This window comes from Bacillus sp. ISL-77 (genome assembly GCF_018613105.1).
In genome coordinates, this window is the sequence record NZ_JAGGQY010000013.1 from 92,007 (window position 1) to 105,328 (window position 13,322).

The window sequence follows — 13,322 nt, forward strand, 5'->3', positions numbered from 1 at the left end:
ATTCATTATGGCATAGGAACATCAATTAATGGAGGGTTTATTTTGACAGAAAAGGAGAAAGTTATTATAAAATCAGGGATGAAGCTTTTTGCTCAAAAAGGTTTTTCCTCGACGTCTATACAAGAAATTGCTACTGAAAGTAATATTTCTAAAGGAGCTTTCTATTTACATTTTAAGTCCAAAGATGATTTATTACTCGCAATTCTGGATTATATATTTGAGACAATAGAATCAAGTAGGTTGGTTTTTGACAACCAAGATTTATCCCCCAGAGAAAAATTCATTAAGCAAATCTCTGCTATTTTCAGAACCTTTATTGGTCATAAAGAATTTATGATTATGCTCTCCAAAGAACAAGCAATCCCAAGGAATGAAGAAATCAAGAAACTTTTCTTCAAAAAGCGGTTTGAATCTCATTTATTATATCGCAAAGGAATAATTGCTATTTATGGTCAAAACATTGAGCCTTTTTCAATTGATTTAGCCCTGATTCTAGAAGGATTGTTTCAATCGTATATTGGATTATTAATACTCGAACCAGTAGAGTTTGAGATTGAAAAACTATCCCACTTTTTAATGAAAAGGTTGGATAGTATCATAAAAGACATTACATGCGAAGAACCCTTCTTAACCGAGGAAAAGATGGGGAAAATAATAAAAAACTCGAAGCAAATTTTTGAACCTACCAATGTAAATAATATTATCCAAGCAATGAGAACTGAGATTGATCAAATGGAAAATAAAGAAACATTAGAAATCTCATTAGAGGTACTGGAAGAGGAAATAAACAAACAGAGCCCCCGTGTTCCAGTAATTAAAGGGATGCTTTCAAATTTTAAAGGGATTTCAAAACTTGAAAAATATAATAAGGAAATTACTGCTATTTATGGCTTTGAACTATAGAGGATATCTTATCAAATATCCTTTCTACAAAAATAATTGACTGACTGACCAGTTATAGTGTATATTTTATGACGACATAGTCATTAGTCTTTTTATAACATCTAGGTAGGAGAAATAATTATGGCGATAGAAGAGAAAAGAATAAATACAAAATTAGTCATAACCGGTTTAATTATCGGTATGTTTTTCAGTGCACTAGAGCAAACAATCGTAGGAACAGCAATGCCTACAATCATCTCAGAGTTAAATGGCTTTACCATATTTGCGTGGGTTACAACAGCCTATATGATTACTTCAACAACAGTGGTTCCGATAGTTGGAAAACTATCTGACCTTTATGGTAGAAGATTCCTCTATTTACTTGGAACCATTATCTTTATTATTGGTTCAGGTCTTTGTGCCACTGCAACATCTATGGAACAACTAGTCATCTATAGAGGTCTTCAGGGGATCGGCGGTGGGATGATTATGCCCCTTTCTCAGACAATCATTGGGGACATCTTTACAGCTGAACAACGGGCTAAATGGCAAGGGATTTTTGGTGGGCTGTTTGGGTTAAGTTCAGTCATCGGTCCTTTCTTAGGCGGAGTTATTGTCGATAACATTAGTTGGCACTGGATTTTCCTAATTAATGTTCCCTTTGGACTACTTTCCGCTATTTTAATCTTTATGGGATTAAAGCACGAATCGATTGAGAAAAAAGACAAAGTTAATATCGATTATTTAGGGATAATCACCTTAATTCCTGCGATCGTATTATTATTACTGGGTTTAACATTCGGCGGTGATAAATTTGAATGGGCTTCTGCCACATCTTTCCTTATTTTCGGTGGTTCAATTTTACTGCTTATAGTCTTTGGATTTATTGAGCGAAAAGCTGCTGAACCTATACTGGACCTTTCCTTCTTTAAAAATCGAATTTTTGCAACTATGAATGCATTAGGATTTTTACTGGGACTTGGAATGTTTGGTGCGATTATGTTTGTACCTATGTATATGCAGGGTATTCTTGGCGTTTCACCAACCCAGGCTGGATCTACAATGACTCCAATGATGATTGCTATGATTGCTGCAAGTGTTGTTGGCGGTCAGTTGTTATTAAGATTTAGTTTCCGCACAGTATTAACTTCAGGCATGCTTCTTGGTGCCTTAGGATTCTTTTTAATGAGTACAATGGGCATCGATTCAAACGAATTTACTGCTTATGCATATATGGTGGTTCTTGGCTTAGGTATGGGCTTAGTAATGCCCACATTAATGATTGCCATCCAAAATGAATTTCCAAAGTCACAGCTTGGAACGGTTACGGCAGCCTCCACCTTCTTTCGTTCTATAGGTGGAACCATCGGGATAACCGTTCTAAATTCAATCATGAATCATACACTTAAAGGAAAAATGGTTACTGCGGCTAATGATGCTGAAAACCCAATTGCTCACCAAACATTACAAACTCTTTCAGAGAAAACTGATTCACTATTTAGTTTGTTGCTTAATCCGAGTCTATTAAAAATGCCTGAAGAAATTCAGAAAAGCGTGATATACGGCATTCAAATTGCATGGTCAGAATCCTTTTCTACGGTTTTCTTAACGGGACTCATCTTTATATCAGTCGGTATTTTGGTCGCTCTTGCAGTTGGCAAGGGTCGTATTAAAAGAGATAAGGAACTTAAGGATAGTGGTGATCAACAAGTCGCATCATTTGGTCGGGATGCAACTGAATCATAGTAGTCGATTAATGAAGAGGGATTCTGCTGAATCCCTCTTTTTCTATGTGAAATATTCAATTTTTGCTTTGGGAAAATAGGTGTTAATATACTTGCCAAGAGTGTCTTTAATATCTTCTTGCTCATCATTCGTATACACAAATTTACCGATCCCGTAGCGTCCCCATTTCCATTTCCTTTTTGACTCATCGAGTTCAAGTTTTGTCATCGGGTAATTTTTCTGAATGACACGTTTTGCTGGTTTCGTAAAACGGTGTTGAATCATTTCAAAGGTTAAATCTTTTTTTGCTGATTCCGGTAATTGTGCTTCCAGCTTTTCTAACATTTCCTTATATCCTTCTTTCCATCCTTCATGCAAATAAATAGGAGCAATAATAAATCCTAATGGAAACCCAGCTCCAGCCACCTTTGTAGCTGCTTCTATTCTATCAGGTAACCTTGAAGTACCTGGTTCAAAATTCTTGATTATATAATCGTCATTTATACTAAAACGAAAGCGGGTTCTTCCATTATGTTTAGCGTCAAGTAAATGGTCTACATGAGCAAATTTAGTTACAAAGCGGAGCTTGCCATATTCAGACTGTCCAAAAAATTCTATCGCTTTTTTTAATGTATGGGTCAAATGGTCAACGCCTACGATATCGGAAGTACAGGAGGCTTCAAACCTGGTTGGTTCAGGTGCACGTTCTATCATGTAATTCTCTGCAGCCTCAAAAATATCTTCAAGATTGACATAGGTACGAATATAAGGTTTACTGCCCATTGTCGTTTGTAAATAGCAATAATGGCAATGCCCCATACACCCAGTTACAAATGGGATGGCGTATTCTGCAGATGGTTTAGATGTATCAAACTTTAAGGTCTTCCTTACCCCAATTACCAACGTGGATTTTGCAGTTCGGTATTTTTGAAAATCATTATCTCCAGGTAAGTTTCTAATTTGATTGTGTGAGGTAGTTTCTCTTATTTCAATGCCCATATGTTCAAATTTGGCAATTAACGCTTTCCCAAGTGGATATTCCAGTGCACTTGGTTCAACGTAAACGAGTTGAGGAACAAAAGGCTTAACCATAATAATCCCCCATCTCTGCCATTCCAAACGCCTCCTGATAAGCAGATTCCGCCTCATTTGCCGACGAATAGACAGCAATTTCATCTGTTAAGGGGTAATAGGTTTCGTAGACAAAAAGTGCTAGTTGATCAGGGTTCTCAGGATTCTGCACAACTGCGGCTTCTTGGATATTGGCTACATCCTGTGCATGCGGGTTCCGAATAATTATATGGACGATTTGTCCTGGTTGGTATGATTCCATTTTTCCACCTAATCCTTTCATATCTCGGTTTTCTATTGATATTATTCTCCAGAGGAGATTTTTAAGTGGAACGAAATATTTCCATTTCCAACGTGGAACCTACAGCTTAAATGAAAGAGCATGGATTGAAGAATAAATTTTGAATCTGAGGGAAATGTAATGATAGGTTTGTAAAATATAATCTAGGGGATGCTGCCAGTGGCAATTTTTGTGTATCAGACATTTGAGATCAAACAGGATAAATTTAAAGAAGGTATTGAAAATTTAAAGGAACTAAAAACATTCAGAAATGAGAATTATGATCAAAATGTGGAGATTTTAACACCCGTTTCAGGTGAGGATCATACATACGCACTACTTACCAAATATGAAGGCTTAGCTGAAATGGAATTACAAAACAAAAAAATGTTTGAGGATGAGCAATACTTAAAGCTTATTGGAGACTTTTTCCTACAAAATATTGTTCAAGGCAGTATGTATACGCAAATTTATCGTGCTCTAAGTGAGAAGAAAACTGATAAAAAACAATCGTAGATTTTTGTAAAAGGGTGCCGGTTAACTTTTGGTCGTCAATAACCCCTATTGACTATAGTAACCTTCCTTTTTTCTCACTATCAGTCGTCAATAACCTTAATCGGAACTTTTCCGATTTTTAATATAAGAAAAACACGGCTGTTCACTAGCCGTGTTTTTTCTTGTTCATCCTATGAGTTTAAATCATTTAAACCAGGACTATGTTCATTCGGCATCTCCGGTAAAATAGGAACTGGATAACCTTGTGGCGGCGGTACTACTTGGAGGGTTCCACCATTTCTGCTCGGTGTTTCACCTTGGAAAATTTGGCCGATAAGCGTTTCGTCAAGTCTAAAATTAAACTGGGCATTATGGAAGCCCATTTCAACATATTTACGACATTCAGGATATTTATTAATGTCGTAATTAGGGACTGGGAATAGTTTGGCCCAATCAACACCTAGGGTCTCTAATGCTTTGGCAAATGCATTTTGATGAGCATTATCACGCACGATTAAGAAAGCGAGTGTTTCTCTAAAGGTTTTATTTGTACTCATTTCATAAATACGTGATTTTTGCAAAACTCCGGTGGATTCCAAAACTAAATTGTCTAATAAATCACTTATCAAGTTTCCGTGGCTATATACGTAGTTTCCATTCCAAGGATTCCCCGCGGCGTCTACTGGAAGTGAAGCTTGTGCCCCAACGATAAAGTGATGAGGATTCGCGTGTTTAATCGCTTCCTCTAACGGTGCACCAGTGCTGCCACCAGCACCCACAGCCTCTTCTCCAGCTCCGTTCAAAAGCTGATTAATCGTTGTTTGAACAAGTTCAACATGGCTGATTTCCTCAAGAAATACTCCCCTTAGTAAATCACGGTATTGTTTTTGATTACCGCGAAAGTTAGAGCTTTGGAAAAAATATTGCATCATTGTCCGCATTTCTCCGAATCTTCCACCCAATGTCTCTTGAAGAACCTTAGCTGCTGCAGGATCTGGCTTGTCGGGTACGATCACGTTGATTAAATCTTCTCGATAGAAATACATACTAATCCCCCTAAAAATTAGCTAGTTATTACTTATTTAGCTTTTTCTAGTTCATAGTGCCTTATTCTTTTCAAAGAAGATTTAACCGTTATTGTTTTATTCTATCTTCCGAAGAAGTTACCCTAAACATTCCAAAAAGAAATCCTACTACTAAACCGATAAGGGCAGGAATAATCCACCCAAGTCCTTCCATGTAAAAAGGAAGAATATCAAGTACCCCACTCCATTTATTTGCAAGGAAAGTTTTATTAATCGTATCTATGATACTAAAAAGGGCAACAAAACTTACAACATAGATATAAATCTGCGGATATCTTTTAATAAAATCATCGATGAGGCCTAAAAAGATAATTACGATCGCCAACGGGTAGATCATCCCAAGTATCGGAACGGAAATCTGTAATATTTGCGTTAATCCTAAATTTGCAATGGCGGTACTCAGAACAGATAAGATAATAACCCACTTCTTATAATCTATTTTTGGTATGGCATTTGCGAAAAATTGACTGCAGGAAGTAACTAAACCGATTGACACGCAAAAACATGCTATTGTAAAAACTAATCCTAATATAAAAGTTCCACTTTGACCAAACAAGTGAGTCATGACATTGGACAAGATTTGTGCCCCATTTTCCGTTTGGCCTAAAGACGAACTTGCAGCCCCTAAATAACCTAAGATAAGATAAATTACGGTTAGAAGCAATCCAGCACCTAATCCTGCGTACATCATATATAAAGATCTTTTTTTGTTTTCGATTACACCCTGTGCTTTCAATGTGTTTGCAATCACAATACCAAATGCTAAAGCAGCCAGGGCATCCATAGTTAAATAACCATCTAATACCCCTTGAAATACAGGGTTTGCCTCATAATTTTCTTTCGGTTCGGCAAATGAACCTATTGGATCAATTAAGCTCTTTATAAAAATAATCGTAATTAAAGCCAAAAGAATAGGAGTCAATAATTTCCCGAAAAGGTCAATAAGTTTCGACGGAAACATACACAACCATGCCACTAATCCAAAAAAGATGATGCTATACACTAACAAAGAAACAGGGTTGCCTACTAAATGTTCTGGCAAAAAAGGAGCTAACCCCATTTCAAACGCAAGACTCCCTGCACGTGGAATAGCTAGTCCAGGTCCGATAGCGATATAAATCAAAAATGGGAAAATGAAAGCAAAAAAAGGATGAACCCTTTGGTTTAGCTCGTTAAAGCTTCCTGCCTTTGCAACCACTATAACGCCTAAAATAGGTAGTCCAACAGCTGAAACTATAAAACCAGCAAGAGCTGTCCAAAGATGAGTACCCGCTGATTGCCCCAGAAAAGGTGGAAATATAAGGTTACCTGCACCGAAAAACATTGAAAAAAGCATAAAACTAATAAAGACAATTTGTTTGGCAGAAAAATTCATTAAAAATCTCCTTTAAGATAAAAATATTATTCCATAATAATAAACTATATTTGCCCTTTGTTGGTATATTTATTTTTAACAACTAATTAATAAAAATCCTCTTTCTTATTTTTTCGAAAGAGGAAATTAACTGTTTCTTTATCTAATTCAAAAATAATCTGAGAAATATGGAGTCTGTCGTTCAATTAAATTTTCCAATATTTCCACGGTTTGGTCATTGCTGGTTAATCTCCCGATAGCTGCCAAATAGGATGGTCGTTTGTACCCGAGTAACATTGTCGTCAGTGTCTGGATATCAACAACCACTAGAGGCTGATCCTCACTTTGAGTTAGTTCTCCCTGACCTGTGGCGGAAACATGGAGTGTGAATAACCCCTGGTTCCACTCAAGTAGTGGATCATTAAGCAAAATCGTCAGGTTTATATCTATGCCTGGTGCTCTATACGGGTATTGATTCATAAACTGTTTAACATCCACAATTCTTGCCATAAAATAGGGTGCGATTGTTTCTTTAATATCCCCGTCTTCCAGCCAAAATGCCAATGGTTCATCTGTATAAATGGCCCCTAAAACTTTTGAAACCATAGAAAAATGGGCACTGATGAAATTCCAGAGTCCAATCCGTGCCTCTTCATTCATATAGACCATTTCTTTTATATGAAGCACATCATGTGAAATCCAGTACAACAGATACCCTTGGGGCTGGTGGGAACTATCATAATAAACAGCTGCTGTTAAATCCTCCAAATCCCATCTCCAATACTCCTCCCAGGCCAAATTATTTCGAATCATAGCGGCATTGCGTTTACTAGAAAAGAGTTTGTAAACCGTTTTAATATCAGGATGCTCTGTAGTTAGCCGATCAACATAGCCTGACACTTTTTTTACCTTAGGCAATTGATAGTCTTTGACTTCGAAGGTCATCTTATCAGAAATGATCTCCCAACCCCTTTTACGGTAAAAAGGCAATGAATAGGGGTATAAATAGGAAATAGATTGCTTCCTTTCCTTCATATCCGCTAATGCCTGCCAAATCAACTTATTCATTAGTCCCAAGTTCGCGTATTCAGGGTATGTACCGACGCCTGTCAAACCACCCATCTCAAATGTGCGCCCAAAAATATTTATTTGAAAGGGATAAACAGCTATTTGGGAAATCAATTTTTCCCCATCAAACCAGCCTAACACATCAGCCTGTTCCAAAACGGGAAGTTTTGCTAATGCTATTTCACGTTCCTCCCAACCCACCGTTTGTAAGTCTTTTTTGGTCACTTGGAACACATAACGCAATAACTCGTTGAACTGCCGCCAATGTTTCGGTTCCACTTTCTCCATCTTGAGCCTGTCCAATCGACTCATACCATTACCTCCAAAAATTTAAAATCTTACTCTATGTAAAGGTTTTTATATTAAATTTGTGTAATTTTCTTCTTTTTCATGCGTTTATTTTTGGTAATAATAAAGTGTTTTTGTTTTTATTGTCTATACAAAAAAAAGTTGCTCATCAATTGGAGCAACTAGTTTATATTTATTATTTAATTCCGAGCGCTTTTTTCGTGGCTGGCCCGACAATCCCGTCAGCTGTTAATTTACGGGCCTGTTGAAATTTTCGGACGGCACTATCTGTGTTTGCTCCAAAGACACCATCCACACCTTTCGTACTGTATCCAAGTGAGGTCAGCTTGCGCTGAAGCTCTTGGACGGCAGGACCCCGACTGCCTTTTTTGAGGATTTCTCCACTAGAACTAACAGGAACAGATGGTGCACTAGACCCTCCATTAACTTTATACCCATTGGCTGCCGCAATTGCATTGAAAGATTTCCCTGACGATGTGATGATAACTGTGGTACCATTTGGAACTTGATTAAATAGCCATTCTACCTCACTATCATACATCCGAATACAGCCGCTGCTTACGTACCCTCCTATGGAGGCTGGATTGTTGTTGCCATGAATTGCATATGTCGTTCCCCATGTCCCCCGAGCGTTCAAACCAAGCCAGCGGTTACCGAGTGGATTACGTGGATCTCCACCTGGAATATGTCCCTTATAGTAAGGCCTATTCTTAATCTTAACTACAATCTTGAACTTGCCTTCTGGTGTATACGATTTTTTTCTCCCTGTTCCTACTTTGAACTGTTTTATAAACTTACCATTTTCAAAGTATGCGAGCCGATTGATAGTCTTGTTAATGATAACAAATTTTCCACTGGAAGCTGCAAAACCTGTCGGGACACCAACAAAAAAACTAGACAACATAAAAAAAGCAAATACAAAAAGAATTAACCACTTTTTTTGCAATCTAACCCCTCCAATACGACATAAATACTCATCCGTGTATCTTATGTCGGAGGGGCTTGTCTACATTACAATTTTATTAAAGATATTTCGATTTGGGCGTAAAGTAGGTAATACACTAGTTTATGTAATAAGTACCCATCTAAATATTAATCGATCCTACCGAAGTAATTAGAAAAACCGGGCAAAAAAAGTTCAGTCCTTAGTCTACTGAATTTTCCTTTGGCAGCAGGCATCAGATGATTCCTTTGATTAACGGTGATCTGTTTTTCTCCTCCTAAAAGCATCATACGGTTCCTATGGTTACCAATGAACTGATTTTTCTTCCTTCACAGGCATCATATGCTTCCTATGGTTACCGTTGAACCAATCTTCCTTCCTCACTGGAATCAGAAACAACTATTAGTCTTATAAAAAAAAACCGCAAGACCTTATAACAAGGTTTTGCAGCCAATTGTATCTAAGATGCTATCCAACCTAAAGTTTCGTTCTTAAACTCCACAGCTCTGGGAAAAATTGCTGATCTAGGACTCTTTTTAAATAGGTCACACCTGACGACCCACCGGTCCCCTGCTTATGACCAATGATTCTTTCCACGGTACTCATATGATTAAAGCGCCATAATTGCTGTTGATTGCCAATATCTACTAACTTCTCTGCCAACTCGTATAAATCCCAGTATTGATCAACATTTCGATAGACTGTTAACCACGCTTCTTCCACGCTGGCATTCGGTTCGTAGTTTTTGGACAAATCCCGATGGCGAACCTCATGATCGACAGGTAATCCACGCGCAACAAGAGCTTGTATGGCCGCATCATATATACTTGGTTGATGAAGGGCCGCTTGCATTTTTTCGTATAGGTCTGTTTGATGTTGATAGACTGTTAGTGTATGAACATTTTTATTTCCTAATGCAAATTCAATCAAACGGTTCTGATAAGACTGGAATCCTGACGATTGACCCAATTTATCCCTAAACTCCAAGTACTCAGCAGGTGTCAACGTCGAAAGAACACTCCATGATTGAATTAATTGCTGCTGAATTCTTGAAACACGCGACAGGATTTTGAATGATGGCTCCAAATCGTTGTTTTGAATAAACTCAATAGCCGCAGACAATTCATGAATAATTAACTTCATCCATAATTCACTAGCTTGATGGATAACGATAAATAACATTTCATCATGGTGATCTGACTGCCGATGCTGACTGGATAAGATTTTATCAAGATGGAGATAATCCCCGTATGACATCGCTTTTTGAAAATCTGTTTGAATCGTTTTCTCTAGTCCATTATTTGTGTTTTTTTCTTGTGAATTCATTGTATTAGACCTCCATCATTCTATTGTAGTTAAGTTATTTATGAGAATTTACCACGTTAATTTACCTTTTTGTTAAGAATAGCATCTGACTCGTTCTTTTCAGGATTGTTTCTTCTTTTATTAAAAATAAAATAGGCTGCAGATAAAAACAGTAACCAAGGAACACCGAATTGTAGCATGATTTTAAAACCTGTAAACCAAGTGGTGATCATTAAACTCAGTAGAAGTACCGCTCCTAATATCGTCAAATATGGAAAACCAACCATTTTAACTGGCAATTTCCGGCCGCCTGCCTTCTCCCACTTTTTTCGGAAAAACAAATGAGAAACAAACACCATAAACCACGTGAATATCGCACCAAACATGGAAATCCCCATCATAAATGCGTAAGACGAGTCTGGTAATAATGCATTTACGGCTGCCGCAAGAAAAATACCTAGTGTAGATATAGCAAGAGCACTAAATGGTACACCTTGTTTGCTTAATTTACCTAAAAAGGCTGGTGCATAATTTCCTCGTGATAGTGAAAACATCATCCGAGTTGAAGCATATAACTGACTGTTCATCGCTGACAGTGCAGCTGTCAAAATAATAAAATTCATAATTCCACTTGCACCTGGGATATTTAAGAGTTCCATAACCTTTACGAAAGGACTTTCCTCCACTCCTGCGGATTTCCATGGAACAATCATTAACATGATGCCGATAGTAATAATATAAAATGTCGATAATCGGAACACCGTTGCTTTCAGAGCTTTTGGTACCGCAATATCCGGGTCCTTCGCTTCTCCTGCTGTTACCGCAATCATTTCTGTTCCTAAAAAGCTAAATAAAGATATAAAGATAGCCACCCACATTCCCCACCAGCCGAACGGTAAGAAACCACCAGCATTGACAAGGTTTTCAGGTCCCATTTCTGGTTTTGCAGAGCCTCCAAAGAAAACGTAGGATCCTAGTAAAATAAACCCAACAATTGCACTGATCTTAATCATCGAGAACCAATACTCAAAAGTTGCAAATGTATTTACACTTGTTGCATTTACATAAATCAATACAGCTGCGAACAATAATATCCAGACAAACCCAGGCACATCTGGAAACCAGAACTTCATATATACCGCAATTGCACTTACCTCTACCCCAACAGCAAGTACGTTTGCAATCCAATAGGAATATCGGACAAGATAACCAGCGAACGGGCTAATGTACTTCTCAGAAATAGTACCAAACGACCCTGATGTTGGATGGGCAACAGTCATTTCTGATAAACATCCCATTAAAAGTAAGACAATGAAAGCACCAATGGCATAACTGATTAATACACTAGGACCAGCTGTACTAATGGCAAGTCCACTACCTAGGAAAAGGCCCGTTCCAATCGCACATCCCATAGCTATCATTGTAAGTTGATTTGTTTTTAATTCACGCTTCAACCCATTTTCTGAACCATTTCCATTTTTCAAATGAGTTTTATTGTTCGCCATATAATTCCTCCTCGTTCCATTAGGTTAAGCAACAACTTCTCGTTCATTCTTAAACTTTTCATATTGCTTATCAGTCATAATTTTCTTAAGAATTTGGACCACTTCCCAAACCTCTTTATACGAGGTATAAAGCGCAACTGGCGCAAGACGAATGATGTTTGGAGCACGGAAATCAGGTATGACACCATTTTCTTTCAACGCTTTGCAAATACGTGCGGCTTCTTTATGCTCTAAACTTACATGACCACCCCGACGGACATCTTCGACAGGGTTTCCTATTTTTAATCCCATATCAGATAACTCTTGTTCAAGTAGGTCCATTAGAAATTGATTAATCTTAAGTGACTTAGCGCGGATTTTTTCAATCCCTGCTTCTGCAAAAATCTCCAACGCGCCAAGTAAAGGGGCAAGACTCAACACATGTGGTGTCCCGATTTGATAGGCTCCTGCAGAATCAGCCGGTGTTAAAGAATGCTCCATGTCAAATTGTTTCTCTTTTTTGGAACCAAACCAGCCGGCAAGACCAGGGGCTGTGCCAAAGTGTTTAGAATTCACATATAAACCTCCAACACTACCCGGACCACCATTTAAATGTTTATAATTGCACCAATACGCAAAATCTACACCCCATTCACTAAACGAATGCGGAATTGCTCCGATCGAATGACATCCATCAAAACCGATTAATATCCCTCTTCTGGTCGCTTCAGCTGTCAGACGCTTCATATCCAAGATTTGGCCGCTTCGATAGAGTACTGTCGGCAAAATGATAAGCGCAATTTCATCAGTCATCGCTTCGATAATATCTTCTTCCTCTAAAAAGCGACCATCCCGACTTTTTACACGAATAAGATGTGTATCGGGATCAAATCCATGAATACGCAGCTGACTTTGAAGTGCATAAATATCTGATGGAAAGGTTAATTCGTCAGCCAAAATTTTAGTCCTTGTCCCTTCTGGCTTATAAAAAGTAGCAACTAACTGATGCAAATTGACAGTTGTGGAACCTGTTACAATCACTTCATTTGCTGAACCACCTACTAGAGGAGCCATCATCTCTCCTAATTTTTCCGATAAAGAAAACCAAGGGTTGTTCCCACTCATCCAACCGTCAATTCCATGCTCTTTCCAATCATTTAAGGACTCCAACAGCGTCCGTTCTGCTCTTTTCGAAAGCAGCCCCAATGAATTCCCGTCCATATAAATGGAATTCGGCTTTATGTAAAATTCTTCTCGAAATCTGTTAAGTATATCTTCTTGATCCAATTGTTTTGCATACTCTAAAGTGAAAAGCATCCTA

The 13,322-nt window shown here is 37.9% G+C and carries 12 protein-coding genes; 3 read left to right on the top strand and 9 right to left on the bottom strand.

Features of this window, described 5'->3' with window-relative positions; genetic code table 11:
• The first annotated feature begins 42 nt into the window (after window positions 1-42).
• Together J7E77_RS05195 and J7E77_RS05200 are read left to right on the top strand one after the other, a co-directional pair.
• Complete coding sequence (locus J7E77_RS05195; RefSeq protein ID WP_214712948.1) at window positions 43-903, top strand: TetR/AcrR family transcriptional regulator; 861 nt, start codon at window positions 43-45, stop codon at window positions 901-903.
• Window positions 904-1,023: 120 nt separating this feature from the next.
• A complete protein-coding gene (locus tag J7E77_RS05200; protein ID WP_214712949.1) occupies window positions 1,024-2,628 on the top strand; it encodes an MDR family MFS transporter in 1,605 nt (534 codons plus the stop codon).
• Window positions 2,629-2,670: 42 nt separating this feature from the next.
• Here the strand turns inward: J7E77_RS05200 and splB are convergent, their stop codons facing one another.
• Both splB and J7E77_RS05210 read right to left on the bottom strand, forming a co-directional pair.
• Complete coding sequence (gene splB, locus J7E77_RS05205; RefSeq protein WP_214712950.1) at window positions 2,671-3,699, bottom strand: spore photoproduct lyase; 1,029 nt, start codon at window positions 3,697-3,699, stop codon at window positions 2,671-2,673.
• Window positions 3,692-3,940, bottom strand: a complete 249-nt coding sequence (locus J7E77_RS05210) for a transcriptional regulator SplA domain-containing protein (protein WP_214712951.1) — start codon at window positions 3,938-3,940, stop codon at window positions 3,692-3,694. The genes splB and J7E77_RS05210 overlap by 8 nt, the downstream gene beginning before the upstream one ends.
• A 189-nt stretch (window positions 3,941-4,129) precedes the next feature.
• Here J7E77_RS05210 and J7E77_RS05215 point away from each other — a divergent pair, with 189 nt between their 5' ends.
• Window positions 4,130-4,474, top strand: a complete 345-nt coding sequence (locus J7E77_RS05215) for a hypothetical protein (RefSeq protein WP_374102951.1) — start codon at window positions 4,130-4,132, stop codon at window positions 4,472-4,474.
• Window positions 4,475-4,644: 170 nt separating this feature from the next.
• Here J7E77_RS05215 and J7E77_RS05220 read toward each other — a convergent pair whose 3' ends face one another.
• From J7E77_RS05220 to kynU, 7 genes are all read right to left on the bottom strand, one after another.
• The gene (locus J7E77_RS05220) at window positions 4,645-5,499 is read right to left on the bottom strand and encodes a manganese catalase family protein (RefSeq protein ID WP_214712953.1); all 855 of its coding nucleotides are present in this window, start codon (window positions 5,497-5,499) and stop codon (window positions 4,645-4,647) included.
• Between the two features lie 88 nt (window positions 5,500-5,587).
• Window positions 5,588-6,913, bottom strand: coding sequence for a branched-chain amino acid transport system II carrier protein (brnQ, locus tag J7E77_RS05225; RefSeq protein ID WP_214712954.1), 1,326 nt, complete (start codon window positions 6,911-6,913; stop codon window positions 5,588-5,590).
• A gap of 147 nt (window positions 6,914-7,060) precedes the next feature.
• Complete coding sequence (locus tag J7E77_RS05230) at window positions 7,061-8,272, bottom strand: GNAT family N-acetyltransferase (protein WP_214712955.1); 1,212 nt, start codon at window positions 8,270-8,272, stop codon at window positions 7,061-7,063.
• A gap of 172 nt (window positions 8,273-8,444) precedes the next feature.
• Window positions 8,445-9,215: a L,D-transpeptidase family protein gene (locus J7E77_RS31100; protein ID WP_285290485.1), complete on the bottom strand. Its 771-nt coding sequence runs from the start codon at window positions 9,213-9,215 to the stop codon at window positions 8,445-8,447.
• 474 nt (window positions 9,216-9,689) lie between these two features.
• Window positions 9,690-10,538 carry a tryptophan 2,3-dioxygenase gene (kynA, locus tag J7E77_RS05240; RefSeq protein WP_214712956.1) on the bottom strand — a complete coding sequence of 283 codons (849 nt, stop codon included), beginning with the start codon at window positions 10,536-10,538 and terminating at the stop codon, window positions 9,690-9,692.
• Window positions 10,539-10,594: 56 nt separating this feature from the next.
• Window positions 10,595-12,022, bottom strand: a complete 1,428-nt coding sequence (locus tag J7E77_RS05245; RefSeq protein WP_214712957.1) for an amino acid permease — start codon at window positions 12,020-12,022, stop codon at window positions 10,595-10,597.
• A gap of 24 nt (window positions 12,023-12,046) precedes the next feature.
• Window positions 12,047-13,318 (bottom strand): kynureninase, encoded by a 1,272-nt coding sequence (gene kynU, locus J7E77_RS05250; RefSeq protein ID WP_214712958.1) that lies wholly within the window; start codon window positions 13,316-13,318, stop codon window positions 12,047-12,049.
• Window positions 13,319-13,322: the final 4 nt, after the last annotated feature.